This window comes from Nevskia sp. (assembly GCF_051860985.1).
Classification (GTDB): Bacteria; Pseudomonadota; Gammaproteobacteria; order Nevskiales; family Nevskiaceae; genus Nevskia.
In genome coordinates this window covers 34,107-59,894 of the sequence record NZ_JBIMKV010000009.1, presented here as the reverse complement: position 1 = coordinate 59,894, position 25,788 = coordinate 34,107, and the positions used below count along the sequence as shown (strand labels likewise).

The 25,788-nt window shown below is 66.3% G+C and carries 28 protein-coding genes; 9 read left to right on the top strand and 19 right to left on the bottom strand.

Features of this window, described 5'->3' with window-relative positions:
* Positions 1-5 precede the first annotated feature (5 nt).
* The 4 genes from ACTIGJ_RS10675 to ACTIGJ_RS10660 all read right to left on the bottom strand — a co-directional run bounded on the left by ACTIGJ_RS10675 (position 6) and on the right by ACTIGJ_RS10660 (position 3,524).
* A complete protein-coding gene (locus ACTIGJ_RS10675) occupies positions 6-965 on the bottom strand; it encodes a 2-oxoadipate dioxygenase/decarboxylase family protein (RefSeq protein WP_439640293.1) in 960 nt (319 codons plus the stop codon).
* 59 nt (positions 966-1,024) lie between these two features.
* Positions 1,025-1,690 (bottom strand): outer membrane beta-barrel protein, encoded by a 666-nt coding sequence (locus ACTIGJ_RS10670; RefSeq protein WP_439640292.1) that lies wholly within the window; start codon positions 1,688-1,690, stop codon positions 1,025-1,027.
* Between the two features lie 117 nt (positions 1,691-1,807).
* Positions 1,808-2,740, bottom strand: a complete 933-nt coding sequence (locus ACTIGJ_RS10665; protein WP_439640291.1) for an NAD(P)/FAD-dependent oxidoreductase — start codon at positions 2,738-2,740, stop codon at positions 1,808-1,810.
* Between the two features lie 28 nt (positions 2,741-2,768).
* Positions 2,769-3,524 carry a hypothetical protein gene (locus ACTIGJ_RS10660; protein WP_439640290.1) on the bottom strand — a complete coding sequence of 252 codons (756 nt, stop codon included), beginning with the start codon at positions 3,522-3,524 and terminating at the stop codon, positions 2,769-2,771.
* A 53-nt stretch (positions 3,525-3,577) separates the two neighbouring features.
* Here ACTIGJ_RS10660 and ACTIGJ_RS10655 point away from each other — a divergent pair, with 53 nt between their 5' ends.
* The 3 genes from ACTIGJ_RS10655 to ACTIGJ_RS10645 are packed head-to-tail and all read left to right on the top strand — an operon-like array spanning position 3,578 to position 4,698.
* Complete coding sequence (locus ACTIGJ_RS10655; protein ID WP_439640289.1) at positions 3,578-3,937, top strand: hypothetical protein; 360 nt, start codon at positions 3,578-3,580, stop codon at positions 3,935-3,937.
* Positions 3,934-4,101 (top strand): hypothetical protein, encoded by a 168-nt coding sequence (locus ACTIGJ_RS10650; protein ID WP_439640288.1) that lies wholly within the window; start codon positions 3,934-3,936, stop codon positions 4,099-4,101. The genes ACTIGJ_RS10655 and ACTIGJ_RS10650 overlap by 4 nt, the downstream gene beginning before the upstream one ends.
* A gap of 30 nt (positions 4,102-4,131) precedes the next feature.
* Positions 4,132-4,698: a SprT family zinc-dependent metalloprotease gene (locus ACTIGJ_RS10645; RefSeq protein ID WP_439640287.1), complete on the top strand. Its 567-nt coding sequence runs from the start codon at positions 4,132-4,134 to the stop codon at positions 4,696-4,698.
* 18 nt (positions 4,699-4,716) lie between these two features.
* On the opposite strand, the gene vapC is transcribed toward ACTIGJ_RS10645, so the two are convergent.
* Complete coding sequence (vapC, locus tag ACTIGJ_RS10640; RefSeq protein WP_439640286.1) at positions 4,717-5,127, bottom strand: type II toxin-antitoxin system VapC family toxin; 411 nt, start codon at positions 5,125-5,127, stop codon at positions 4,717-4,719.
* On the bottom strand, positions 5,127-5,321 hold the full coding sequence (locus tag ACTIGJ_RS10635; protein WP_439640285.1) for a type II toxin-antitoxin system VapB family antitoxin: 195 nt from the start codon (positions 5,319-5,321) through the stop codon (positions 5,127-5,129). Before ACTIGJ_RS10635 ends, vapC begins: the two co-directional genes overlap by 1 nt.
* Before the next feature lie 95 nt (positions 5,322-5,416).
* Here ACTIGJ_RS10635 and ilvD point away from each other — a divergent pair, with 95 nt between their 5' ends.
* Complete coding sequence (gene ilvD / locus ACTIGJ_RS10630) at positions 5,417-7,099, top strand: dihydroxy-acid dehydratase (protein WP_439640284.1); 1,683 nt, start codon at positions 5,417-5,419, stop codon at positions 7,097-7,099.
* 371 nt (positions 7,100-7,470) lie between these two features.
* Here ilvD and ACTIGJ_RS10625 read toward each other — a convergent pair whose 3' ends face one another.
* The 3 genes from ACTIGJ_RS10625 to ACTIGJ_RS10615 form a co-directional block, all read right to left on the bottom strand.
* Positions 7,471-8,202 carry a transposase gene (locus ACTIGJ_RS10625; protein WP_439640283.1) on the bottom strand — a complete coding sequence of 244 codons (732 nt, stop codon included), beginning with the start codon at positions 8,200-8,202 and terminating at the stop codon, positions 7,471-7,473.
* A 316-nt stretch (positions 8,203-8,518) separates the two neighbouring features.
* Positions 8,519-9,148, bottom strand: a complete 630-nt coding sequence (locus ACTIGJ_RS10620; RefSeq protein ID WP_439640282.1) for a hypothetical protein — start codon at positions 9,146-9,148, stop codon at positions 8,519-8,521.
* Positions 9,138-9,491: a hypothetical protein gene (locus tag ACTIGJ_RS10615; RefSeq protein WP_439640281.1), complete on the bottom strand. Its 354-nt coding sequence runs from the start codon at positions 9,489-9,491 to the stop codon at positions 9,138-9,140. Before ACTIGJ_RS10615 ends, ACTIGJ_RS10620 begins: the two co-directional genes overlap by 11 nt.
* 184 nt (positions 9,492-9,675) lie before the next feature.
* On the opposite strand from ACTIGJ_RS10615, the gene ACTIGJ_RS10610 reads away from it, so the two are divergent.
* Entirely contained in the window at positions 9,676-9,855 is a 180-nt protein-coding gene (locus ACTIGJ_RS10610) for a hypothetical protein (RefSeq protein ID WP_439640280.1), read from the top strand.
* Between the two features lie 58 nt (positions 9,856-9,913).
* On the opposite strand, the gene nadS is transcribed toward ACTIGJ_RS10610, so the two are convergent.
* The 3 genes from nadS to ACTIGJ_RS10595 form a co-directional block, all read right to left on the bottom strand.
* On the bottom strand, positions 9,914-10,210 hold the full coding sequence (nadS, locus tag ACTIGJ_RS10605; protein WP_439640279.1) for a NadS family protein: 297 nt from the start codon (positions 10,208-10,210) through the stop codon (positions 9,914-9,916).
* On the bottom strand, positions 10,207-10,521 hold the full coding sequence (locus ACTIGJ_RS10600) for a type II toxin-antitoxin system RelE/ParE family toxin (protein WP_439640278.1): 315 nt from the start codon (positions 10,519-10,521) through the stop codon (positions 10,207-10,209). Before ACTIGJ_RS10600 ends, nadS begins: the two co-directional genes overlap by 4 nt.
* A 95-nt stretch (positions 10,522-10,616) precedes the next feature.
* A complete protein-coding gene (locus ACTIGJ_RS10595; protein ID WP_439640277.1) occupies positions 10,617-12,005 on the bottom strand; it encodes a WS/DGAT/MGAT family O-acyltransferase in 1,389 nt (462 codons plus the stop codon).
* 227 nt (positions 12,006-12,232) lie between these two features.
* On the opposite strand from ACTIGJ_RS10595, the gene ACTIGJ_RS10590 reads away from it, so the two are divergent.
* Both ACTIGJ_RS10590 and ACTIGJ_RS10585 read left to right on the top strand, forming a co-directional pair.
* Positions 12,233-13,738, top strand: a complete 1,506-nt coding sequence (locus tag ACTIGJ_RS10590) for a flavin-containing monooxygenase (protein WP_439640276.1) — start codon at positions 12,233-12,235, stop codon at positions 13,736-13,738.
* Positions 13,739-13,827: 89 nt separating this feature from the next.
* Positions 13,828-16,164: a Tex family protein gene (locus ACTIGJ_RS10585; RefSeq protein WP_439640275.1), complete on the top strand. Its 2,337-nt coding sequence runs from the start codon at positions 13,828-13,830 to the stop codon at positions 16,162-16,164.
* A gap of 77 nt (positions 16,165-16,241) precedes the next feature.
* Here ACTIGJ_RS10585 and ACTIGJ_RS10580 read toward each other — a convergent pair whose 3' ends face one another.
* The 3 genes from ACTIGJ_RS10580 to ACTIGJ_RS10570 form a co-directional block, all read right to left on the bottom strand.
* The gene (locus ACTIGJ_RS10580) at positions 16,242-16,640 is read right to left on the bottom strand and encodes a PIN domain-containing protein (protein WP_439640274.1); all 399 of its coding nucleotides are present in this window, start codon (positions 16,638-16,640) and stop codon (positions 16,242-16,244) included.
* A gap of 16 nt (positions 16,641-16,656) precedes the next feature.
* Positions 16,657-16,884: an AbrB/MazE/SpoVT family DNA-binding domain-containing protein gene (locus ACTIGJ_RS10575; RefSeq protein ID WP_439640273.1), complete on the bottom strand. Its 228-nt coding sequence runs from the start codon at positions 16,882-16,884 to the stop codon at positions 16,657-16,659.
* Positions 16,885-16,967: 83 nt separating this feature from the next.
* Entirely contained in the window at positions 16,968-18,215 is a 1,248-nt protein-coding gene (locus ACTIGJ_RS10570) for an acyl-CoA dehydrogenase family protein (protein WP_439640272.1), read from the bottom strand.
* 195 nt (positions 18,216-18,410) lie between these two features.
* Between ACTIGJ_RS10570 and ACTIGJ_RS10565 the strand changes: the two genes are divergently transcribed.
* Positions 18,411-19,412, top strand: coding sequence for a helix-turn-helix domain-containing protein (locus ACTIGJ_RS10565; protein WP_439640271.1), 1,002 nt, complete (start codon positions 18,411-18,413; stop codon positions 19,410-19,412).
* Positions 19,413-19,481: 69 nt separating this feature from the next.
* Here the strand turns inward: ACTIGJ_RS10565 and ACTIGJ_RS10560 are convergent, their stop codons facing one another.
* Entirely contained in the window at positions 19,482-20,822 is a 1,341-nt protein-coding gene (locus tag ACTIGJ_RS10560; protein WP_439640270.1) for an OmpP1/FadL family transporter, read from the bottom strand.
* Between the two features lie 103 nt (positions 20,823-20,925).
* Between ACTIGJ_RS10560 and ACTIGJ_RS10555 the strand changes: the two genes are divergently transcribed.
* Positions 20,926-21,375 carry a winged helix-turn-helix transcriptional regulator gene (locus tag ACTIGJ_RS10555; RefSeq protein WP_439640269.1) on the top strand — a complete coding sequence of 150 codons (450 nt, stop codon included), beginning with the start codon at positions 20,926-20,928 and terminating at the stop codon, positions 21,373-21,375.
* 143 nt (positions 21,376-21,518) lie between these two features.
* Here the strand turns inward: ACTIGJ_RS10555 and acs are convergent, their stop codons facing one another.
* The 3 genes from acs to ACTIGJ_RS10540 all read right to left on the bottom strand — a co-directional run bounded on the left by acs (position 21,519) and on the right by ACTIGJ_RS10540 (position 25,688).
* Positions 21,519-23,498 carry an acetate--CoA ligase gene (acs, locus tag ACTIGJ_RS10550; RefSeq protein ID WP_439640268.1) on the bottom strand — a complete coding sequence of 660 codons (1,980 nt, stop codon included), beginning with the start codon at positions 23,496-23,498 and terminating at the stop codon, positions 21,519-21,521.
* Positions 23,499-23,673: 175 nt separating this feature from the next.
* Positions 23,674-25,308 (bottom strand): cation acetate symporter, encoded by a 1,635-nt coding sequence (locus tag ACTIGJ_RS10545; protein ID WP_439640391.1) that lies wholly within the window; start codon positions 25,306-25,308, stop codon positions 23,674-23,676.
* 20 nt (positions 25,309-25,328) lie between these two features.
* A complete protein-coding gene (locus tag ACTIGJ_RS10540; protein ID WP_439640267.1) occupies positions 25,329-25,688 on the bottom strand; it encodes a DUF485 domain-containing protein in 360 nt (119 codons plus the stop codon).
* Positions 25,689-25,788 lie beyond the last annotated feature (100 nt).

The window sequence follows — 25,788 nt, the reverse complement described above, 5'->3', positions numbered from 1 at the left end:
TGCGGTCAGCCGCGTGGCGATGGGCGGCTGCGGGTCGCGGCGGCGCCGAAGATCTGCTCGGCATTGGCGGCCAGGAAATGGCGGTAGGTGCGAGGCTGGCCGTCGTCGGTCCACAGCACGGCACCGTCGGCGTCGCGCGCCGGGCCGCGCTCGATGATCTCGACGAACTGTTTTTCGGTGCTGGCGCTGCCGGTGCGGCCATCAGCCTCGATCACCGGCGTCGCCATCGTCGCCGCCATCGTCGCGGTCTGTCGCAGCATGCTGCCGGGCGCGCCCTGGATCGCCGGCAGCAGCACCAGACCGGCGGCCTGCATCGCCGCCGCCATCGCTTCGATGCCGCCGAAACCGGCCGCCGTGACATCGACGGTGACGTGATTGAAATCCGGGCCCAGCGCTAGCGCGCTGGCGGCTTCGCCGGATTCCGCCGCCACAGAGTCGAGCGTGGCGCGCTTCAGCGGCGGGCCGCTGCGGGCCATCAGCACCTCGCAGAAGTGCCGGATGAACGCACGCGCGTCGGCCTCGGCGAGCCCGCCGGCGGCCTCGGCCTTGCCGATCTGCGCGATGAACGCGGTGTGGTCGACGGCAGCGGCCTGGGCGGCGCAGTCGTCGCGGATCAGCGCGGCCACCGGCGGCGGGAATGCGGCCAGGTCGACCTCGCTGACGAAGATCTTGAACGCCTGCGCGTCGTCGCCCGGCACCTGCAGGTCGAAGCTGCGCAGGCGCTTGGCCGGGAACAGGTAATCGCGGTCGCGGTGCAGGCCGAGCACGCGGGCGGCGCGCACGAACAGCGCGGCCAGCTGCGGGTCGGCCGTACGGATCGCGCCGTGGTCGTTGACGAAGCGGCCGCCACGGGCGGCGATCAGCTGCTGCAGGCGAACGAAGTCAGGCACGTTGCGCGCGAACTTCGCGGTGGCTTCGGCGACGAAGCGCTGGCGAAGTTCGCGCGGCGGGAGCAGGGCGGGCATCGGCGACGCCTCGGCAGGGAGATGCCGCCGAGCTTACGTCAGCCGGCGCCCGCCGGGCCTCAGAAGCGCAGACGGACGCCGCCGCGCACCGAGTTGTAGTCCTGCTCGGTGAAGTCGTTTTCCAGGTGCGTGTAGCGGTATTCGCCAAACAGGCTCAGCGAATGGCTGACGCGGAAGCTCAGGCCGGCCAGCAGGTCGACGCCGTCGACGCGGTCCTGATCGTCATTGCTGCCTTCCGGCGACAGGTTCATGTAGCCGATGCGACCGTAGGTCTGGATGTCCGGCGTGGCGTCGTACTCGAACAGCGCGCCGACATCGAAGCCGCTGGCCTCGCCGCGGGTGGTCAGCCCTTCGAAGCGGGTGTCGACCTGCTGGTTGACGTAGTGGCCGTAGCCGCCGAGGCGGAACACCGGCGACATCGGCAGCAGCACGCCGCCGCCGAGCCGGTACTCGTCCGACTGGTAGGTCAGCTTCGAGCCGGCGAAGTCGGTATCGGTATCCGAGTAGGTGTATTCGCCGCCGAGGAACAGACCGGTGTCGCCGAGGTACAGCTTGCCGCGCACGCCGAGATCGGCACCTTCCGGCTTCACCTTCTCGAAGCCGTCGTTGTATTCGAGGAAGTTGAGGCCGGCGAAGCCGTACAGGTCGACGCCCGGCCCGCCCTGCGCAAAGGCGGACACGGGAGCGAGGAAGGCGGCGGTGGTCAGCAGCGTCTTGATGTTCATTGCGCGTCAAAGGATCCGGTGGTGGCCCCGATCGGGCCGATGCCGATGCGCGGGGGCGTCATCAGGCGCGGCGAGAGTGGCGCGCTCCAGATGAGCGTTGGCTGAATGATCGGCGCGTCAGCGCGCGGCGATCCGTGCGGCGGCGGCCCGCCCGGCCTGCCATGCCAGCGTGACCCGGCTGCCCAGGCCGGCGTCGCTGGCGTAATGCAGGTCGCGTCCCAGGGTCAGCACCGGTTCGCCGAGCGGCCGGCTGACGAAGGCATAGCGCCAGCGGTGGGCAGTGGCGGCCAGGCCGCTGCTGCCGATGCCCAACTGCCGCGCAGCCAGCGACTGCAGTTCGAGCGCGGCCGTCTCGGCCGGCAATTCCAGGTGCATGGTCGACCAGCGGGCGCTGGCCTGCACGGTGAGCCGTGGCGGACCGCTGCGACCGGGCTTCAGATCTTCGCGGGCGATCCAGGCCAGCGGCGCGTCGGCCGCGCCGGCGTGATGGCTGAAGCTGGCCGGCAGCGGATCGGCCGGCGTCCACATCAGCGTCCAGTTCGGGTCGTAGCGCACCTCGGCCAGCCGGCCGGGGGCGATACCGGCCGCCGCCAGCAGCGGGATCGCCTGCGGTGTCGGCAGGGTCAGCAGCAGCGCGTCGCAGTCGAACACGGCGTCGGTCTCGGCGAAGCGCAGCCGCCAGCCGTGGCCCGCAGCGCCCGGCTGCAGCGTGCTGACTGTGTGGCTGCAGCGCACGTCCAGCCCGTTGGCCCAGTGGCGGGCAAGGTGGTTGAAGGTGGGCGCTGCCAGCCAGCCGCCGGTGCCGTCACGGGGCGTGATGGCCGGCCACGACAGCAGCTGGCCAGCGCCGATCGCGTCTGCCTCGGCGGCCGTGGCCCGCAGGTATTGCACGCCGTGATCGAAGCTGCCGGCCGCGCCTTCGCGCGAGGCCATGCGGCCGCCCGGCCGGCGGCCTTTGTCGAACAGCGTGACGGCGTAGCCGGCGGCGGTCAGCGAACGGGCGGCGCTCAGGCCGGTGACACCGGCGCCGACGATGGCGATCGTGTTCATGCGGGATAACGGGAAGAGGGAATGAGGGTCAGCGCGGCGCCGCCAGCGCTTCGACTTCGACGGTTTCGGCACCGTCGATAGATTCGCCCAGCAGCCGCTGGGCCGGCTCGGCGGCTTCGGCGTCACGGCAGCTGGCCAGCAATTGCAGCCAGTGGATCGGCCGCAGGCTGATCTCGGCGCGCAGCGGCGCCGGGCGGTGCTCGCGCAGGCGGTGGCCGTCGCCGAGCAGCACGCCGCAGGTTTCGGGAATCGCATCGAGATCGGCGGGCCTGGCGATCGCTGCCGGCAGCACGTACCAGAGCTGCTGCGACAGCTGTTCGTAGCCGAGCCGCTTGGCGGCGTTGCGCAGGTCCGATTTCAGATCGGCGCGCGACACCTTGATTTCGTAGACACGCGGCCGGATGCGGCGCTCGTCGAGCGTGCGCGGCAGCGCGAAGATATCCGGCCGCACGGTGATCCAGCGTGCGTCCGGTTTCACCTTGAAGCTGCGGCCGGTGAAGGTCATCCAGCCGTCGCGCTGCAGCTGGGCGGCGACCTGCCGGACCAGTCCCTCGTGACGGTCCAGCGCGGCGCGGTTGCGCGCCAGCAGACTGCCGAGCGCGGCAATGCCGGCGGCGCTGACGCGGATCGTCTCGATGCCAGACGGATCGCGGTACAGCTCGGCAAGGCCAGCGACCAGCAGGTCGATCTCCAGGTTGTCGCGCACCGGCCAGCCGGCCGAGCGCCAGTAATCGCGCAGGCGTTTCAGGTGGGCGGGCGTGATCGGCGGCGACTGCGGCATCATCGTGGCATCGTACCGAAGCCACGCTCCCGTCGACCCCGCCCGCACCGCTGCCGATGCCGCGCGCCCGTCCTGCCCTGCCGCCTGAAGCCGACGAATCGCGGCTTGCGGCGCGTCGCCCGAAACCGCCCAACGATGGCGGCTGCGCGCTGTGCCGCCGGCCGCTGCCGCTGAGCTTCCACCACCTGATTCCGCGCCGCATGCACGACCGCCGCTGGTTCCGCGATCACTTCACGCTGGCCGAAATGCGCCTGCGCGGTGCCTGGCTGTGCCGCCCCTGCCATGACTTCATCCACGCGCATTTCGATGAAGCCACGCTCGGCCGGCGGCTGAACACGGTGGCGCTGCTGGCGGCCGAACCGCTGATCGCCCATCACCTGGAATGGGCGGCGCGGCAGCGGGTGGCCCGATCATGAAGACCAAGCCCTGCGACTGCTGCGGGCAGGCCGTGACCGTGGCCTACCGCTTCCAGATCGCACCGTCCAAGACCTGGCGCTTCGCCTGTCCCGCCTGCCTGCCGGCCGAGCAGGCCCGGCCCGGGTACCGCTACGGCGGCACCTGGAAGGGCGCGCGCCACTGAACGCCCGGCGTTCGGCATGATCCGCCACCGATGAAGACCACCGCCGCCGATTTCTGGAACCAGCCGCTGTCGGCCCCGTGGAAGCAGGTGCCGCTGCTGCGCGATGCGCGCGGCGTGGAGTGGGAGCAGGGCGCGATCAGCCGCAATCCGCTGAAGGTGCGCGAGCGGCTGGAGCGGGCGGTCGATCACTGGGTGGACCGCGCTCGCGAAATCCCGCATCTGTCGTCGCTGGCCGCGCCGCTGCCACGGCCGAAGGTGCGGTACGACCTGAAGGGCGGCATCGCCGGCATGGCCGCGACCATGGTCCGGCCGCGGGCGCTGCCCGAGCAGTGGATTCGCATCCACCCGGACCTGCTGGCGCGCTACCCGGTGCGGATGATCCAGCAGACCATCCCGCACGAGATCGCCCATCTGGTGATCGACTGGTATCTGCCGAAAGTGCGCGACCCGCACGGCCCGGAATGGATGGGCGTGATGATCTGGTTCGGCCGGCCGCCGCTGGCCTATCACGACATGGAAGCCGCGCCCTCGGCACGCGGCCGTGCGAAGCCCAGCGGTTCCGCGCTGCTGTTCGAAGCGCCGCACGACCGGCGCTGAGGCTCAGCCCGGCCGGCTTCAGGCCAGCTTCAGGCGCGGCTCGATCGAGGCAATGGCTTCGAAGTCGCGATCGTCGTGCAGCAGCACCAGATCGTGCTCGATCGCCGTCAGCGCGATCAGGCAGTCGACCGAGGAGCGCACGGTATGACCCCGCCAGCGCAGCCGGGCGTAGATCAGCGCAGCTGAAACGCGGCTGTTGTAGATGTCGCTGGGCTCGAACATCGGCAGGCGTACCAGTCGTGCCCGCAGCGCTTCGAACGCGCTGGCGTCGCGGGCACCCTGCAGTGTTTCCCGGAGAATCGCCGCCGAAATGCCGACCACCTGCTGCTGGCGCAGCGCCCGCTCCAGCGTGTCGCTCTGCGATTTGATCCGGCGGCCGATGAAGTCGAGCAGCACCGAGGTGTCCGCCAGATAGCGGACGGCTGCCATCAGCGCGCAGCCTTGTGATCGTAGCCGGGGTCGACCAGATCCTGACCCATCAGGTCGAGCAGGCTCTCGGTTTCGCGCGCCTGCACGTAGTCGAGCAGTGCGAAGTTGACGGCGTCCTTCTTGGTCCGGAGGTTCGGGTTGATCGCCATGACCTTTTCGATCAACCGATCATCAAGATCGATGTTGGTGCGCATGAGCGGCAGTCCGTGCGGGTTCGGGGCCGACTATACACCTGTCTTGGTGTATGCTCCGCGCTCGCTTTTTCCTCAACCGTTGCGAGTGTCTAGCCATGTCCGAACCCCTGAACAAGCGCAGCCAGGCGATCACCGCCGGCCTCAACCGCAGCCCGAACCGCGCGATGCTGCGCGCCGTCGGCTTCAAGGACGGGGATTTCGAAAAGCCGATCGTCGGCGTCGCCAGCGGCCACTCGACGATGAACCCCTGCAACGCCGGCATCGGCGGCCTCGCCGCGCGGGCGGATGCCGCGCTGAAGGCGGCCGGCGCGATGCCGCAGATCTTCGGCTTCCCGACCGTCACCGACGGCATCGGCATGGGCACCGAATCGATGAAGTACTCGCTCGTCTCGCGCGAAGTGATCGCCGACGCCATCGAAACCTCCGTGCAGGGCCAGAGCATGGACGGCGTGCTGGCCATCGGCGGCTGCGACAAGAACATGCCGGGCGCGATGATCGGCATGCTGCGGGTCAACGCGCCGGCCATCTTCTGCTACGGCGGCACCATCAAGCCGGGCGAGTGGAAGGGCATTCCGCTGACCATCGTGTCCGCGTTCGAGGCGGTCGGGGCCTACGGCGCCGGCAAGATGAGCAAGGAAGACCTCGACGGCATCGAGAAGAACGCCTGCCCGAGCTTCGGCGCCTGCGGCGGCATGTACACCGCGAACACCATGTCCAGCGCGATCGAGGCCATCGGCCTGTCGCTGCCGTACTCGTCCACCGAAGCGAACCCGGACCCGGAAAAGGGTGATTCCGTTGCCCGCTCGGCCGAGGCGCTGGTCGAAGCGATCAAGCGTGATCTCAAGCCGCGCGACATCGTCACCCGCAAGAGCATCGAGAACGCCATCGCCGTGGTCATGGCCACCGGCGGCTCGACCAACGCCGTGCTCCACTTCCTCGCCATCGCCAATGCCGCGCAGGTGGAGTGGACGATCGACGACTACGAGCGCGTGCGCCGCCGCACGCCGGTGCTGTGTGATCTCAAGCCGAGCGGCAAGTACGTCGCCACCGATCTGCATAAAGCGGGTGGGATTCCGCAGGTGATGAAGATCCTGCTCGACGCCGGTCTCTTGCACGGCGACTGCATCACCATTACCGGCCAGACGATTGCCGAAGTGCTGAAGGACGTGCCGAGCCAGCCGCGTGCCGATCAGGACGTGATCCGTACCATCGACAAGGCGCTCTACAAGGCGGGCCACCTCGCGATCCTGAAGGGCAACCTCGCACCCGAGGGTTGCGTCGCCAAGATCACCGGCCTCAAGAACCCGGTCATCACCGGCCCGGCCCGCGTGTTCGATTCCGAAGAACTGGCGATGGCCGCGATCATGGCCGACAAGATCAACCACGGCGACGTGCTGGTGATCCGCTACGAAGGCCCGAAGGGCGGCCCCGGCATGCGCGAAATGCTCACGCCGACCTCGGCACTGATCGGCAAGGGCTTCGGCGAAACCGTCGGCCTGATCACCGATGGCCGCTTCAGCGGCGGCACCTGGGGCATGGTCGTCGGCCACGTGGCCCCGGAAGCCTACGTCGGCGGCCTGATCGGCCTCGTGCATGAAGGCGACTCGATCACCATCGACGCCCACCAGCAACTGCTGCAGCTGAACGTCGATGACGCCGAAATCGCCAAGCGCCGCGCCGCGTGGAAGCAGCCGGCGCCGAAGTACACGAAGGGCTTGCTGGCGAAGTACGCGAAGCTCGTTTCGACGGCGAGCTTGGGGGCGGTGACGGACGCTTGAGTTTGGGCGGCTTGCCCGCTAACTAGCTGGAAGCTGTTACGACGAGGGGCCGGAGACGGCCCCTTGTTTATTTGTGGCGCTGGATCGGATTTGTGCCGGTTGAGATTGGATGCTCGCCAGATCGCTGACTCGCAACTTTTCAGGCTTAGTTCCGCCCTGCCAGGCGGTTCATTCGAACCATGCGATAGGCGGAATGCATTCGGCTTACTCCACCCTATGGGCTTTAGCGGTTAGGTTTAACGTGATGGACAGCCGGCCTGCGCGTTCGATAGCAAACGATTGATCTTGTCGTAGGTATTGGTCGCCGCCAGACCGATGCCGTCGCCTTCCTGAACCACGTGTGAAAATAAAGAGGTCAGGTTAAATAACTATCAAAAATCCAGCCTGCTTTGACTCTCTGATACCTGATGATCCTCTGATTCCAAACGTGGTCTGCCTCGGCTTCTGGCTTGGTGCCTGATGCCCGTCATTTTCTCGATCCGGGCATGAAACCGCTCATTGCCCATCGGCTGGTTCTGATTGAAAGCCAGCCGGATATCGTCAATCGCTTCTCGATCTAGTTCGCTCCGGAATAGTTTCCGGTAAGCCAATTGCCGCTCGCCGGCGCTGTATCCCAGCGCCTGGTACAGCAGATGCGGTGTCAAGAAAGGATCGGCCTTGCCCAGCGCATTGCTGCAGTAACTGCTCCACGGGTAGTGCGCGGGGTCGTCCACCATTGCAGCGCGCACGGGATTCAGTTCGATGTACCGTTGGCAGGTCATCAGGTACGTGTCCGCCTGAACAGCGGAGGACTTGTAGCGGCTATCCCAGAGAGTTCCGGTACGCTGGTAGGTACGATTGATGTACTGCACATAACGCTGCCCCAATGTCATCACCAGCCTGGGCACCGCAGCCGCCTTGCACGGCGTCAGCAGCAGGTGCACATGATTGGTCATGAGCACGTAGGCATGCAGCGTACAGCCGGTTTCACCAAGCGCCTTGCCAAGCCAGTAGAGATAAGTGTCGTAGTCGTCTTCACTGAAGAAACAGGGTTCGCGGTTATGGCCGCGCTGCACGATATGCAGCGGTACATCATCCAGATGAACGCGTGTTCGACGAGGCATGAGCCGATCGTAGCAGAAGAATATTCAACCTGGCCCCTTTGATTGAGTCCATACCGATCTTCAGCGGCCACAATCGTGCGAGCTTGGGCTACCAAGTTCGCCGTCTCGGGTGCACTACGAACGTTGTCGATCTGCTGCTTCGTGTACCGGCCCGATGCAGCCATCTGGTCCGCGATGTAATCGCCGCCACCTTCAGCGATGCCGCGCTGAGTCTGCCGCATTTGCTTCTCGGCTTCGCTCTTCTGGATTGCACCGACGATGCTGTTTCCTATGGCATTGCCAAGTGGATGCTTTTCGGTTAATTCCAAAAAATCACCTACAAATAGCCGACACCCGGCACAACCTCATAAAAACGAAAGCCCTTGAGCTTGGGCTTGGCGCTCTCGACGGCTCGCTTGAAAGCGCCGTTGACATAAAGAGGGCTGATCGGCACTTCCTGAAGGCGGAAGATTGGGGGCAACTCCTTTTGCGCAGGTTCAAAATAGAGTTGGCCGGGAAAGTATCGAGCGGGCGGTGGCCCCATCTTCGATGGTTCACTTCTGGTGCGAGTCAAATCGATAAGGCCTTCGACCCAGCGTAATGAATTAAAGAAAAAGAACTCACCCATCCGGGATTTGACCGGGAGCAATTCGCCGTGGTCGCTCAGCAACGACCCTAGTTTCTCGACAGCACGGCGGCTGAAATACTGCTCTATGCTGCCGCCTTCACCGGCAGGGCGATCCGTATCAAAGCGCGCACCAGAAAACTCTTTATCGGCACCCCGATGGCCGCTCATGAGTTTGACGGGGTAAAGTTTCCAAGCCGGTTCTATGCGAAGCGGATCGGTTCCTGCGACTGCGAGCCGGAATAGCGCCTTCATTTCGTCCCAGTCGGCGTCACCCTTGGCAAGCCAGTATTTGGGGTCTGATCCCAGGTGCCAATAGGCTGTCGCGGGGTTAGTGTCCATTGGGCTTGAATTTCGCGTTCATCATTTCGGTGCGGATATCGTTTAACACGCTCGTAGCCTGCGCTCGCCATTCACTGCGCGGGTAAATCTGTTGGATACGTTCCAACCTGTCGCGAACCGCTGTGCGCGCGACATCGGTGTGTAACCCTCCGTCTTGATGCCCAGTGCTGATGCCATCTCCTCTTTTGGGCAGTAGCACGCCATTCGTCTTGGCATCCCAGATATCGACGCCCAGCTGGTTGGTTTGGTTTAAGCGTCGCATCGCGCGTTGGAACCATTGATTCCCGGGTTTTGAGCCGCTGTTTCGCGCTGCTGCGCGAGTCACTTTTCCTTGCTTGTCCAAGGAAAAGTAACCAAAAGGAAGGACACCCCCGTCGCTGCGCCGACTCGCGAGAAGCACAAGCGCGAGTCGGTTCCCCTGTGCTTCTCGGCCACGGCGGGGCTCTTTGACGCGCCATTCGTGGTGCGGCAAAAAGGCTTCGGCTCCTGCCTCGCCCCCTGCGGGGCCTGTCCGCTGTGTCCTTGCGATGCTCGGCGTGCTCAAGGGGGCCGAACGTCAAAAGCTGAACGGCAACGGCAACGGCAACGGCAACGGCAACAGCAACAGCAACAGCAACAGCAACAGCAACAGCAACAGCAACCGCCAAAGCACTGCTATTCAGCCTGCGGCACCCTCGGTGCCGTATTCGCGGATCGCAGCACCATGATCATGCGGCCGCCGCCTGCGTTCGTGGCCTGCGCAATCAGTGATGATCAGCCTTCAGTTCAGGCCGCCGCCTGCAAGGCACGCAGCACATTGGTCGGGTCGGCTTGAATAGCGCGGAGCAGGGCTTTTGCCGGGCCGGTCGGCTGGCGGCGGCCTTGCTCCCAGTTCCGAAGCGTCCCGACATCCACCTGAAGGACGGCGGCGAATTTGGCTTGACTCAGCTTGGTCATCGCGCGGACTTCTTTGACCTTCGCAGCGTCGATGAAGAACTCGCGCGATGGCTGGCGTTCGCCGCGCACGATCTCGTCGGCCTGCTGCACGCTTTCAAGGAGTTGGTTGAATAGTGTTCTCTTCATGACCAGTTCTCTACGATCAAACGGAGTTGCTTTTTCTGGGCCGGCGACAGGTCATCGGCTTCGGATTTGGGATAGGCCAGCAGCATCAGGATCTGCGCGTCGGCGACCCGCCAGAAATAGATCACCCGGATGCCGCCGCGCTTGCCGGTACCAGGAAGCTTCCAGCGGATTTTCCGCAGCCCGCCGGTGCCCTCGATGGGGTCACCGGCATTCGGCTGTTCGATCAGAAAATTTTGTAGCTGCCGGTACAGCTCGTCATCCATCAATGCCTTGATGACCTTCGTGAAGACGGGCGTTTCTTGGAAGATCATGCGCAATGCTGCTTCGATGACGCGGGTAAGTCAATGACGCAGTATCGCCGGGCCTGCAATGGGCCGGTCACGGATTTCGCTTTGCTCTATCCGGTCTACGGGGGCGGAGCCGCCATCAACTCCCGCAATTCATGCAGCGCATCCCCCGTATAAACCGCAATCCGCTGCATATGCGGCAAGGTATCCCGGCAGCCGGTGAACCCGAAGTTCATCGTGCCGGCATACGACAGGCAGGTGATGTTCAGCGCTCCGCCGTGGGCGATCAGCGACACCGGATAGGTCGCTTCGAGCTTCGCACCGTTCCAGTACAGCGGCCGGTCCGGGCCGGGGACGTTGGAGATGGTGATGTTGAACACCGGCTTCGCGCGGCCGCCGAGGCCGGTCAGCAGCTGCAGGGTGTACGGACCCATGATCATCATCGTGTACTGGGTCAGCGCCGATTTCGGCATCGCTTGCAAGTGTTCCTTGGCGCGGGCGGTGGAGGCCTTGATCGCGGCCAGCCTCGCCAGCGGATCGGCGATGTCGGTGGCAAGTGTTGCCATGATGAAGCTGATGGCATTACCGGTGGATTGGTCGTCCGCAGGCCGCACGTTGACCGGAATGCCGGCGGTCAGCGGCGCTGCTGGTAGCTGATCCAGTTCGCCGAGGAAGCGGCGCAGCGCGGTGGCGCAGAGGTACAGCACGATGTCGTTCAGCGAGCAGTCGGCCTTCGCGGCCAGGCTTTTGAGTTCCGCAAGATCGTACTGCTGGGTCGCGAAGCGGCGGGCCTGATTGACCCGGCCATTGAGCACGGATTTCGGTCCGGCGAACGGGCCGACCAGCGCATCTCCCGGCGTCTTCTTGGCGCGGCGCAGGCGGCGCAGCGCAGCGATCAGTGCCGCGGCCGATTTGGTCTTGGCGCCGAACTGCTCCTTGATGACCTGCATGGGATTGGCGGCCGGCGCGGCCGGCACCTTTTCGCGCCGGGTCTTTTCCGGCGGCGGCACGCGCCACGGGGCGACCATGTTGCGTGCCTCCGGGTCGGGCGAGAACACCCGCGACATCATCCGCGCGCCGGAAACGCCATCGACCAGCGAGTGATGGATCTTGGTGTAGAGCGCCACCCGGTTGCCTTCCAGCCCCTCGATCATCGTGCACTCCCACAGCGGCCGGCTCAGGTCGAGCTGCGTGGAGTGCAGCAGCGACACCAGCACGCCGAGTTCGCGTTCGCCGCCAGGGCGGGGCACGGACAGGTGGCGGAAGTGGTAGTCCATGTCCACCTTGTCGTCCTCGATCCACACCGGCAGCGCACGGCCGCCGCGCAGCTTCAGGTTCCATGGCTCCTGCAGGTCCTTGCTGGCCTTGGCGCGGGCGACCAGATCGAGCACGAAGCCTTCCGGCGCATCGGCCGGTAGCGAGAAGATCTGCAGCTGCGCCACGTGCATCGGCGTATCGCGGGATTCCACCTGCAGCCATGACGCATCCAGCGGATTGAGCTTTTTCATCGCAGCGGTCTCCTCGGCTTGTTCTGGTTGTGGCCGCACTGTAGCCGGCCTGCGGTATGCGGCGGGAGCGCCGGATCGGCACGGACGGCGCGGCGCGCGCATCGCCGGTGGCCGGAGGCTGCCGGGGCCGCCCGGATGCCGGTTGCCGCCGCTTGGGCGCATCATCCGGGCGTGACCGGCGGCGTCATGTTCGCGGCCGGCACATCCACGCTACGGAGGAGTCCGCAATGAGTACCCCGCTTGATGTCCTGATCATCGGCGCCGGTATTTCCGGCATCGGCATGGCCTGCCACCTGCAGCGCGACAGCCCGGGCAGCCGCTTCGCGATCATCGACCGGCGCAGCCGCATCGGCGGAACCTGGGATCTGTTCCGGTATCCCGGCGTGCGCTCGGATTCCGACATGTTCTCCTTCGGCTACAGCTTCCGGCCCTGGCATGCCTTCAAGGTGCTGGCCGATGGCGCATCGATCCGCAGCTACCTGACCGACACCGCGCGCGAGTACGACGTGGAGCGGCATATCCGCTTCAACCGCAAGGTGCTGCGCGCCGAGTTCTCGACCGCCAGCAGCCTGTGGACGGTGACCGTGCTCGACGAGGCCAGCGGCCGCGAGGAGCGCATCCAGGGCCGGGTGCTGGTCAACTGCACCGGCTACTACAACTACGACCGTGGGCACGACCCGGACTTCCCCGGCCAGGACGCGTTCAAGGGGCAGCGCATCCACCCGCAGTTCTGGCCGGAAAATCTCGACTACGCCGGCAAGCGAGTGGTGGTGATCGGCTCCGGCGCCACCGCGATGACCGTGGTGCCGGCGATGGCCGAGTCGGCCGCCAAGGTGACGATGGTGCAGCGCTCGCCCACCTACGTGTTCTCGATTCCCGGCACCGACAAGATCGCCAAGGCGATGACCAAGGTGATGCCGAAGAAGTGGGCCTTCGCGCTGACCCGGGCGCGCAATCTGGCGCTGCTGCGGCTGATGTACTTCGGTTCGCTGCGCTACCCGGAAATGGCCAAGAAGCTGTACATCGGCAGCGTCCGCAAGGCCCTCGGCGAACAGGCCGACATGCGCAACTGGACGCCGCGCTACAAGCCCTGGGACGAGCGCCTGTGCGCGGTGCCGGATGGCGACCTGTTTCAGGCGATCAAGCGCGGCCGCGCCGAAGTGATCACGGCTGGCATCGAGCGCTTCACCGAAGGCGGGCTGAAGCTTGATGACGGCCGCGAGATTCCCGCCGACATCATCGTCACCGCCACCGGGCTGGATGTGCGCGTGTTCGGCAACATCACGGTGGCAGTCGATGGCCAGACGGTCGACCCGGCCCAGCGGCTGACCTACAAGGCGACGCTGCTCGAAGGCCTGCCGAACTGCGCCTGGATCGTCGGCTACATCAATGCGCCGTGGACCCTGAAGGCCGACATCGCCGCCCGCTACATCTGCCGGCTGGTCAATCACCTGAAGGCCAGCGGCAGCAGCCGCTTCGTGGCCGTGGCGCCGCCTGGCGAGATCGCCGACGACAACATCTTCGGCGGCCTGAAATCGAACTACGTCAAGCGCGCCGCCAGCACCCTGCCGCGCCAGGGCCGCAGCGGGCCGTGGCGCGTGGAGCACGACTACCGGCGAGACAAGCCGATCCTGCTCGAAGCGCCGGTTGATGACGGTGTGCTGCAGTTCGTGCCGGCGTCGGCGGCGTCCGGCGACACGGCTACGGCAGCGAGGACCGCCGCAGCGGCCTGACAGCAAGGCCAATGCCGCGCCAATGTCAATCTTGGCGCGGCGCGGGCATGGCGCTATGGTCGCGGCCCGTTTCCCGTCCCCGCCTGCGCATGACCTCTGCTGCTGCCGCCACCGCCGAACGCATCCGTCGCGACATCCTCAACCTGATCGCCGTCGAGATCGGTGCCCAGCCGCGTCAGGTGGCCGCCGCGGTGGACCTGCTCGACGAAGGCGCGACGGTGCCGTTCATCTCGCGCTATCGCAAGGAAGTCACCGGCGGGCTGGACGACACCCAGCTGCGCACGCTGGAAGAGCGGCTCGGCTACCTGCGCGAACTGGAAGACCGCCGCGCGGCGGTGCTCGATTCGATCCGCAGCCAGGACAAGCTGACCGACGAACTGGAAGCGAAGATCAACGCCGCCACCACCAAGGCCGAGGTCGAAGACCTTTACCTGCCGTACAAGCCAAAGCGCCGCACCCGTGGCGAGATCGCCCGCGAGCGCGGCCTGGAGCCGCTGGCCGACCTGATCCTCAACGATCGCAGCGTCGTGCCGAGCGTGGCCGCTGCGCCGTTCGTGCAGGGCGAAGTGACCGATGCCAAGGCCGCACTCGACGGCGCCCGCGACATCCTCACCGAACGCTTTGCCGAAGACGCCGCGCTGCTGGGTTCACTGCGCACCTACCTGCGCGAACGCGGCGAGCTGCGCGCCAAGGTCATCGAAGGCAAGGAAGACGCCGGTGCCAAGTTCAGTGACTACTTCGACCACCGCGAGCCGCTGGCCAAGGTCGCCGGCCACCGCGTGCTGGCGATGATGCGCGGCCGCAACGAGGAAATGCTGAGCCTCGACATCGAGGTCGATGCCGACGATCCAGCGCCGTACAAGCCGGTCGAGCGGATGATCGCGGCCACGCAGAACATCAAGCCGGACGGGGGCGAAGCCGATGCCTGGCTGATGAACGTCTGCCGCTGGACCTGGCGCGTGAAGCTGTCGATGAACCTGTCGGTCGACCTGATGATGGAACTGCGCAGCCGCGCCGAGGCCGAGGCCATCGAGGTGTTTGCGCGCAATCTGAAGGCGCTGCTGCTGGCCGCACCGGCCGGCCCGAGAGTGACCCTGGGGCTGGATCCCGGCATCCGCACCGGCTGCAAGATTGCGGTGGTCGATGCCACCGGCAAGCTGCTTGATACCGCCACCGTCTACCCGTTCCAGCCGCGCAACGACGTGCGTGGCGCGCAGGCGGAGATCGCCCGGCTGTGCAAGCTGCACAAGGTCGAGCTGATCGCCATCGGCAACGGCACCGGCAGCCGCGAGACCGAAAAACTGGTAGCGGAGATGCTGCCGCTGCTCGCCGATCCGAAGCCGCAGAAGATCGTCGTCAGCGAAGCCGGCGCTTCGGTCTATTCGGCCTCGGAACTGGCGGCCAACGAATTCCCCAATCTCGACGTGACCCTGCGCGGCGCGGTGTCGATCGCCCGCCGCCTGCAGGACCCGCTGGCGGAGCTGGTGAAGATCGACCCGAAGTCCATCGGTGTCGGCCAGTACCAGCACGATGTCGACCAGTACCGGCTCGCCAAGCAGCTCGATGCGGTGGTCGAGGACGCCGTGAACGCCGTTGGTGTCGACCTGAACATGGCTTCCGCGCCGCTCTTGGCGCGGGTGTCGGGCCTGAGCCGTTCACTGGCCGAAGGCATCGTCTTCCACCGCGACCAGCACGGCGCGTTCAAGTCGCGCAAGGCGCTGCTGGACGTGCCGCGCCTCGGGCCCAAGACCTTCGAGCAGTGCGCCGGCTTTCTGCGGATTCGCGATGGCGAGGAGCCGCTGGATGCCTCGTCCGTGCATCCGGAAGCCTATGAGGTGGCGCGCCGCATCGTCTCCGCTTGCGGCCGCGACCTGCGCAGCCTGATGGGCGATGCCGCCACCTTGAAGAAGCTCGACCCGAAGCAGTTCATCGACGAGCGCTTCGGCCTGCCGACGGTGCGCGACATCGTCACCGAACTCGAAAAGCCGGGCCGAGATCCGCGCCCGGAGTTCAAGACCGCGACCTTCGCCGACGGCATCAACGAGGTCGCGGATCTGAAGCCCGGCATGGTGCTGGAAGGCACGGTCACCAACGTCGCCGCGTTCGGCGCCTTCGTCGACATCGGCGTCCATCAGGATGGCCTCGTGCACGTCTCCCAGCTGTCCGACCGCTTCGTCAAGGACCCGCACGAAGTGGTCAAGGCTGGCCAGATCGTCAAGGTGCGCGTCGTCGATGTCGACGTGAAGCGGCAGCGCATCCAGCTGTCGATGAAGAAGGACGACGGCAGCGCTGCGCCGGTGTCCGGGGCCCGGGGCAGCGAACGCGCGCCGGACCGCCGCAGCACCCAGCGCCCGCCGCAGCGCCAGGCCGCGCCGCAGCTGGGCTCGCTGGGCAGTGCGCTGGCGGATGCGTTGAAGAAGCGCTGAGGCGGAGGCCGCGCTCGGTCTGGGCTGCGTTCCGGCGCGGCGGCGCCGTTCCCCGAACGGCGTCCGTCCGGTGTGGCTCATTCCAGCGGTTCGATATCCGTTGTCCGCGTGGCGCGGATATCGAAGCTCATCAACGGCGCATGGCCGGCGGCCCTGCACAGGCCGGCATGCAGGCAGTCGGCAAAATCGGCGTTGCCGTTGCGCCACGCGTGTAGCGCCCGCTCGATCGCGTCTTCGGACTGGAACAGCAGTTCGCGGGTTTCGAGCATGGCGTTGAACGCCCGCTGGATGTCGGCCTTGGCGAAGCGATAGCGCGAGCGCAGCACCCATTCCAGTTCCAGAGCGACCGTCGCTGGCACGAACAGCGGCTGCTGCTGGCGCGCTGCCATCCGGAAGCGCTTGGCTGCCAGCGCCGACTGCTCCACGTCGTTGTCAACCAGCCAGCGCACGAGGACGTTGGTGTCGAGGCCGGCCATGGCGGCGTGACGCGGATCAGCCGAGATTCAGATCGTCGATCGGCACCGGCTTGCGCCGCTTGTTGTCCGTCGGCTTCAGCAAGCCCTGCAATTCGTTGATCGACCGGGTCTTGGCACGCATGACCGTGGTGCCGTCATCGAGTTGCGTGAACACCACGCGCTCGCCGGTGTCCAGGCCAAGCGCGGCGCGAATCTCCGCTGGAATGGTGATCTGGCCTTTGCTGGTCATGGTGGCTTCGCTCATGACGTCGTCCTTACAAAGATTGGAAAAGTAAGGATACGCCTGCTTCGAAGCCAGCGGCCAGCACCGGGCCGATCAGCGGCGTTTCAACGCCCCTCCGCCGACGCCATCGGGTCGTAGCCGTCGGTCTTGAACTTGCGATGCAGCTGGCGGCGGCGCACGCCCATGTTGCCGCCGTCGTACAGCGGGAAGCACAGCGCGTCCTGCATCAGGCCGGCCAGCGGCGTCAGTTCGGTGTAGCTGTCGACGCCGACCAGCCGCATCGCGTCGTAGACCACCTGCACGCAGAGTTCGGAGGCGTAGACCTTGGTCATGATCGCCAGCTCGTCGCTGGCGCGGTCGGTCACGTCCAGCTGGTGGCAGGCCTTCCAGGTCAGGTAGCGCGCGGCTTCGATGCGCATCTTGAGATCCGCCAGCATGTAGCCGGCGTTCTGGTGCTCGATGACCGGCACGGTGCCGGAGCGCTTGTCGGTCTTGGCGAAGCTCAGCGCCACGTCGAAGGCGGCGCGCATCACGCCGGTGCAGGCGGCGCCGATCAGCGCGGCGGTCCAGCTGAACGCGTGCTGGCAGATCTTCGCGCCGTCGCCGGGCTTGCCGATGATGTTGCCGATCGGCACCCGCACCTCGTTGAAGTGGATGCGCGGCGACACCACCGCGCGATGGCCGGCGGTGTCGAGATAGCCGACCACCTCGACCCCCGGCGTTGCGCCCGGCACCACGATCACCGCCAGCGATTCGGCCGGCGGCAGCGACGGATCGGTGCGGCAGACCACGCTCAGCAGGTGCGCGCCGCGGCCGTCCCAGCCGCAGCCGTTGGTGGTGTAGTGCTTCTGACCGGTGATGACCCATTCGTCGCCGTCGCGGCGGGCGAAGGTCTGCACGCCGGCACTCGGGTCCGGGCAGTCGTAGTTGGAGCCGCCGGTGACTTCGGTGAAAGCCAGCGCCGCCAGCCGTTCGCCAGGGGCGGCGAGGATCTCGCCGATCCAGCGACGCTTCTGCTCTTCGGTGCCGAAGCCGAGGATCGGCTCCATGCCGAGGCCGGTGCCGAGCAGCGTGGTCGGCACATTGATGTCGACGGCACAGAGTTCCTCCGAGGCCAGCGCGAAGTCGACGGTCGACATGCCGCCGCCGCCGTAGGCCTTCGGGAACAGCGCGTGGATGAAGCCGGCGGCGGCCATCTGCGCGTAGAACGGCTGGGTCGCGAAGAAGCGGTCTTCCGGCCGGGCAATCGGCGTGATGGTCGGCTTGACCTGGCTCAGCACGGTGGCGGCGAACTGGCGCGCGCCGGCCTGCAGGGCTTTCTGTTCGTCGCTTAGGGAGAAGTCGATGGCCATCGTGGGCGTTCCTTGATCGTGGTGGCGCGGGGTGATTCGAGCTTACGCGCGGCGGCGAGCCCCGGATTGACCGATTCCGATCGCCGAATTGACGGTTCGCGCACGGCCTGCGGGCGCGCCCCTGGCAGGGATCGTGCGGCATCGCGGACGTATGATCCTGAGCAGGACCGAGCGACCGAGCAGGAGGCGGCACCGATGCGCACCTGGACCACCGAGGACCGGCCGCCGGCCGAGCAGTACCCCTACTGGCGCGAAGTGCTGTGCGAAGCGTTCACTGCGCTGGACCCGGTGGCCGATGCCGTCGGCCGCTTCGAAAGCCGCGTGGCCAGCAAGGACCTGCTCGATGTGACCGTCTCCGAGGTCCGCTCGCGGGCGCAGACCGTGTTCCGCCGGGCGCGCGAGATCCGCCGCAATCCCAGCGAGTACTTCTTCGCCAACCTGCAGCTCGAAGGCCGCTGCGTGGTGCGCCAGGACGGCCGCGAAGCGCTGGTGCAGCCGGGCGATTTCTACATCGTCGATACCACCCGCAGCTACGAGCTGGCATTCGAGGACTGGCGGATCCTGTGCATCCGCCTGCCCCGGCAGCTGCTGATGCCGCGCCTGCAGGCGCCGCGCGAAGCCACCGCCGTGCGCCTGCACGATGACGGCGCGCTGGGCTCGGTCGCCGGCACCTACATGCGCTCGCTGATGCAGTGCTCGGAAGCCATCCCGCTGACGGCCCAGCAGACCATGATCGACACGCTGGGCAACCTGCTGTCGATCGCGCTCGGGGCCACGGTCGACACCGCCGACCGTGGCCGGGCAGCGGTCCAGCAGGGCCTGCGCGATGCCATCGCCGCCCATGTCGCCGCGCGGATTGCCGATCCGGGGCTCGGCGTGAACAGCGTTGCGGCGCGCTTCCGCATCTCGCCGCGCTACCTGCACAAGCTTTTCGAGGACCAGGGCCTGTCGTTCTCGAAGATGGTCATGGAGCGGCGCCTGGAGCGCTGCCAGCGCGACCTGCTGGACCCGGCGCAGGCGCAGCTACCGATTTCCCGGATCGCCAGCCGCTGGGGTTTCAACGACCTGTCGAGCTTCTGCCGGGTTTTCCAGAAGCGGCATGGCGTGTCGGCCGGGGAATTCCGGCGCAGCGCGGCGGCGGTGCGCCCGGTCGATCCGATCGCGGATGCAGGTCAACAAGATCGAACTGGCCGATAACCGGGACGAGCTCCTTTTGCTGCGGGCGTTCGGCAGGCCCTGAAGTCCGGAACGCTGCCGAGCGTGCGCCTACTTTCCGAAATGCCGCGAGTACCCGAGCAGCAGCGTGTTGACGTGGGGATTGATCGATTCTTCGCCGCCGATCCCCAGCGCGTCAGTGGCCGATTGGCCTTTGACCTTGCTGTCCAGGTAGCGGCCATAGGCGAGATGTACGTCGCTTTTCTGAGAGATCGCAAACGTGCCGCCCAGCGTCGCTTGCCACCGCGCGCTCGGCGCGAACAGATTGAGGCTGACGGAGTTGGCATCGGTTCCTCGGGTCGGATGCCGTCCGTAAGCACCGCCCATCCGCAACGTGAGCCGCTGCGTCGCCGCCCATTCCACCGCCAGCCTGTAGGTGGTGACGCCGCGCCAGTGGAAACCCGAGCCGTTGGGGGAACCGAAGGCATCGTTCGGTGGATTGATCACCGAGTTGGCGACACCATTCGCGAGCGCCGGAATCTTGTTGAACAGGATGTGCTGGACATCGCCGCCGATGGTGACGCCAGTGACGGGCCTGGCCCCGAAACCTAGGCTGAAATTGGCCGGGATGTCGAATGAGCCCTGGCCGGCGATCAAGCCGCGATACTCGTCCAGGTTCTGGAAATAGACCTTCGTCGAATAGGCGGCACCCAGATCGAGCCATGGCGTGACGCGGCCGAACAGGCCAACACGGACGCCCGCTCCGAACGACGACGCGTAGCCATTGTTGGTCACCTGCTCGGGGCTCGCCGAGATGCCTTGGAAGGCCTGCAGGCCGTAGGCCTTGAAACGCTGCAATGCCAGCAGCGGTGCAATCCCGACGCTGTAATTGGGCCTGAAGGTCCAGGCCAGCGTCGGCGCAAGGATGATCTGCGACAGGTCGAAGCCCAGCTTGCCGCAGCCGCCAAAGAAGTTGCCGGGGCGATCCCCGCATGCGGCCGGATTCCGGTTGCTGCCGGGAACGCCGGTGTCGCCGGGATACTCGGTGTTCAGGCCGCCGTTGCCGTAGAGCGATACGCCCCAGCTGAGGTGATCGTTGATGCGATGGGCGTAGCCGGCTTCTGGCAGGATGAAGAGGCCATTCTTGCTGGTAGTGGTGAAGTCGTAGTCCGGGTCAATTGCGCCGGAACGCGAAATGCGGCGGTACGGATTGAACAGCAGCACGTCCACATCCAGACGATCGTCCGCCATCGCCAGTTTGGCGGGGTTGCTGGCACCGGCAAAACCGTCGAAGCCGATGGCGGTTGCAGTGCCGGCGGATTGGCCTGCCATGGGTCCGTATCCCAGGATGAAGTAGCCGCCGCCCGCTGCTGCGGGCAGCGAGGCCACTGCAGCGAGGAGCGGCATTGCCATGGAGAGCGTACGGCCGAGGCGTCGCGTGTTGGCGATCATGATCAAATTGGCAGCGTGTGGATGATGGAGGGATCGGCATTCGCGACGGCACCCGATATGCTGGCGAATCTACGTTGGGCACCCACTTTTCGGAAGTACACACATGAAAGTAAGTATCCCCGCGCCATCGGCAGACACCGCAACGCACTCGCGCTATCTGGCGAAGAAGCAGTCCCGACGCGGAACCGTGCTGTCGGCGCAACGAGGCAATGTCCTGGCAAGCGAATGCCCGTCCCAGGAAATCCTGAAGCACGTCACCAGTCGCTGGGGCGTGCTTGTGCTGATCGTTCTGCAGAGCAGGACGCATCGATTCAGCGAACTGCGCCGTTCCATCGGCGGCGTGAGCGAGCGGATGCTGACGCAGACCCTGCAATGGCTGGAAGGCGACGGCTTGATCAACCGTGTCGCATTCAATGTCGTGCCGCCGCACGTCGAATACAGCCTGACCGAGCTTGGCCATGAAGTGGCCGAGAAAGTCTGCGCGTTGGCCGATTGGATTGAAGTCAACCTGACGCGCATTCTCGACAAGAAGTCGGAAGCGCCCCAGCGTTGATGACCCTGCGGCGGTCCGTCAGGCGTGCCGTCGCTGCCGCGATGGGTCGCCGTCCGCGCACCTGAAGACGATCTGACAGCGGCAAAAGAAAACGGCGCCCGAGGGCGCCGTTTTCATGAAGCGATCCGCGCAGCAGTCGCGCGTCAGGCCTTGCCGGCCAGCTGCTCGACGATCGCCGGATTCTCCAGCGTGGAGATGTCCTGCGTGATCTCCTCGCCCTTGGCGATCGAGCGCAGCAGCCGGCGCATGATCTTGCCGCTGCGGGTCTTGGGCAGGCCGTCGGCCAGGCGGATGTCATCCGGCTTGGCGATCGGGCCGATTTCCTTGGACACGTGCTCGCGCAGTTCCTTGATCAGCGCGGCGGCCTCGTCGCCGGTCGGGCGTGCGCCCTTGCAGATCACGAAGGCGCAGACCGCTTCGCCCTTGATCTCGTGCGGACGGCCGACGACGGCGGCTTCCGCCACGCGCGGATGGCTGACCAGGGCGGACTCCACTTCCATCGTGCCGAGGCGGTGGCCGGAGACGTTCAGCACGTCGTCGACCCGGCCGAGGATCCAGTAGTAGCCGTCCTCGTCGCGATGCGTGGAGTCGCCGGCCACGTACAGCAGCGAGCCGTCCGGACGGGCCGGGAACTGGCCGAAGTAGGCCTTCTTGTAGCGCTCGTTGTCGCCCCAGATGGTGCGCAGCATCGACGGCCAAGGCTTGGTGATCACCAGGTAGCCACCGGCGGTCTTGCCGCTGACCGGATCGCCCAGCTCGTCGACGACATCAGCGAACAGACCCGGCAGCGGCTGCGTGCAGGAGCCCGGCTTGGTCGCCGTGGCGCCGGGGATCGGGCTCATCATGATGCTGCCGGTTTCGGTCTGCCACCAGGTATCGACGATCGGAAGCTTCTCCTTGCCGATCACCCGGTGATACCACATCCAGGCTTCCGGATTGATCGGCTCGCCGACCGAGCCGAGCAGCCGCAGCTTCGACAGGTCGTACTTGTTCGGAATCTCCTCGCCGGACTTCATCAGCGCGCGGATCGCGGTCGGCGCGGTGTAGAAGATGGTCACGCCGTGGTCCTGGCAGATCTTCCAGAAGCGGCCGGCGTCGGGGATCGTCGGCACGCCTTCGTAGATCATCACCGTGGCGCCATTGGCCAGCGGGCCGTAGGTCACGTAGCTGTGGCCGGTGATCCAGCCGACGTCCGCCGTACACCAGAACAGGTCGTCTTCCTTCAGATCGAACACCCACTGCGCCGACTTCATCGCGCCCAGCAGGTAGCCGCCGGTGCAGTGCTGGATGCCTTTCGGCTTGCCGGTGGAGCCGGAGGTGTAGAGCAGGAACAGCGGGTGCTCGGCATCGACGAACACCGGCTCGCAGGTGGCCGGCACGGCCGCGGTCAGCTCGTGCCACCAGAGGTCGCGGCCGGCGGCCATCGGCACCGTCTGCGTGGTGCGCTTGGCCACCACCACCTTCTCGACCAGCGGGCAGCCGAGCGCCAGCGCATCGTCGACGCCCTTCTTCAGCTCGATGAAGTTGCCGCCACGCTGGTTGCCGTCGGCGGTGATGACAACGCGGGCACCGGTGTCCTCGATGCGGTCGCGCAGCGCGGTGGCGGAGAAGCCGCCGAACACCACCGAGTGGGTGATGCCCAGGCGTGCGCAGGCCTGCATCGCGATCACGGCTTCGGCGGAATGCGGCAGATACAGCACCACGCGGTCGCCCTTGACCAGGCCCAGGCCCTTCAGCGCGTTGGCGAGCTTGCAGACTTCGGTGTGCAGTTCCCGATACGTGTAATTACGCGTGTCACCTTTTTCGCCCTCGTAGCGGATGGCGACCTTGTCGCCGCGCGTCGCCAGATGGCGGTCGAGGCAGTTGTACGAGGCATTGAGGGTGCCGTCGTGGAACCAGCGGTAGTTCGGCGCGTTGGAGTCGTCGAGCACGGTCTGGAACGGCGTTTCCCAGCTCAGTTCCTCGCGGGCGAACTTGCCCCAGAAAGCGCGGAAATCCGCTGCCGCCTCGGCGCGCAGGGCGCTCAGCTGGTCGGCATTGACCCGGGCCTTGGCGACGAACGCGTCCGACGGCGGGAACACGCGGTTTTCGGTCAGGACCGACTGGAAGTTGTCACTGCTCATTGTTTTTCATCCTCGTAGTCATGGCCCCTTGAGCGGGGGTGTCTCCTCCGGCCGGAGTGTGCCAGTGACGGCACACCCGTGATGGCGGTGCGGCGCTAAAGCAAACATCGCGCCCGGTTCTTGCAGGCAAGCGCCCGGAACGCGAAAGGCCCGCCGGTGGGCGGGCATTTCGGTTTCAGTGGCTGGCTGCGCCGGTCGCGCCGTAGCCGGTTTCGGCGCGGACCAGTTGTTCGGTGTATCGGCCTTTCTCGATCCTGGCCCTCGCACTTCGGTCGGTGACCGACCCGAGCCAGCAGCCGAGGAAGGCGAGGCTCATCGAGAAGATCGCCGGTGCGTCGTACGGGAACACCGGGCTGTCGTGGCCGAGCACCTTCACCCAGACGGCCGGGCCCAGCACCGTCAGGCTCACGGCCGACAGCAGGCCCAGGCTGCCGCCGAGCAGCGCGCCCCGGGTGGTCAGGCCGCGCCAGACCATCGACAGCAGCAGGATCGGGAAGTTGGCGCTGGCGGCGATCGCGAAGGCCAGCCCGACCATGAAGGCGACGTTCTGCTTTTCGAAGGCGATGCCCAGCACGATGGCGAGGATGCCGAGCGCGACGGTGGCGACCTTCGACACCCGGATCTCGTCCTGCTCGTTGGCCTTGCCGCGCTTGAACACGTGGGCGTAGAGATCGTTCGACACCGCCGTGGCGCCGGACAGCGTCAGCCCGGCGACCACGGCGAGGATGGTCGCGAAGGCCACCGCCGAGATGAAGCCGAGGAAGACATCGCCGCCGACCGCGTGGGCCAGGTGGATGGCCGCCATGTTGCTGCCGCCGCGCAGCCCTTTGTCGTCCAGATAAAAGGTGTTGGTGCCGACCAGCACGATGGCGCCGAAGCCGATGATGAAGGTCAGGATGTAGAAGTAGCCGATGAAGCCGGTTGCATAGAACACGCTCTTGCGGGCCTCGACGGCGTTCTTCACGGTGAAGAAGCGCATCAGGATGTGCGGCAGGCCGGCAGTGCCGAACATCAGCGCCAGCCCCAGCGAGATCGCCGACACCGGGTCCTTGACCAGCTTGCCGGGCGCCATGATCGCCAGCCCGTCCTTGTGGGCGGCGGTGGCCTGCTCGAACAGCGTCTCCACCGAGAAGCCGACGTGGCGCATCACCATGAAGGCCATGAAGCTGGCGCCGCCGAGCAGCAGCATCGCCTTGATGATCTGCACCCAGGTGGTCGCCAGCATGCCGCCGAAGGTGACGTAGACGATCATCAGCACGCCGACCAGCACCACGGCAATGTTGTAGTCGAGGCCGAACAGCAGCTTGATCAGCTGCCCGGCGCCGACCATCTGGGCGATCAGGTAGAAGGCCACGGTGATCAGGGTGCCGGCGGCGGCCAGCTTGCGGATCGCCAGCTGATCGAGCCGGTAGCTGGCGACGTCGGCGAAGGTGAACTTGCCGAGATTCCGCAGTCGCTCGGCGATCAGGAACATGATCACCGGCCAGCCGACCAGGAAGCCGATCGAGTAGATCAGCCCGTCGAAGCCGGAGCCGAACACCAGCGCGGAAATGCCGAGGAAGCTGGCCGCGCTCATGTAGTCGCCGGCAATCGCCAGGCCGTTCTGGAAGCCGGTGATGCCGCCGCCGGCGGTGTAGAAATCGGCCCGTGACTGGGTGCGCCGGGCCGCCCAGTAGGTGATGCCGAGCGTGGCGGCGACGAAGGCCAGGAACATCAGGATCGCGGTCAGGTTCAGGCTCTGCTTCTCGGCCTGGCCTTCCAGCGCGGCGGCCACGGCGGCCAGCGGGCTCAGCAGCGCGGCCACCGCCATCGTCCGGGTGATCGCGCGGCTCATGGGCGCGCTCCCTGGATCGCCTGCGCGGTCAGCGCATCGAATTCGCTGTTGGCGCGGCGCACGTAGATGCCGGTCAGCACGATCGCCGACAGGATCACGCCGAGGCCCAGCGGGATGCCGACCGTGATCACGCCGTCGATCGGCACCGCCAGCCAGTGCGGTGCAAAGGCGATGGCCAGGATGAAGCCGTAGTAGATGGCCAGCATCAGCACGGTCAGGATGGCCGAGAAGCGCCGCCGGCGGGCGCGCAGTTCGGCGAAGGCCGCACTGTTCAGGATGCGCAGGATGTCCGGCGCGACGGTGACCCCGTCCGACGCTTCGACGCCGTCGCCGGCCTGGTTCGTTGTAGTTGTCATGGTCTCTCCTCGCACGTGCATCGTGGGTGCTGCGATGCTGTGAAGCGAGCCTATCGGCGATGCCGGGCGGCCTCCATGCGACGTTGGTCTAAGCGGGGGC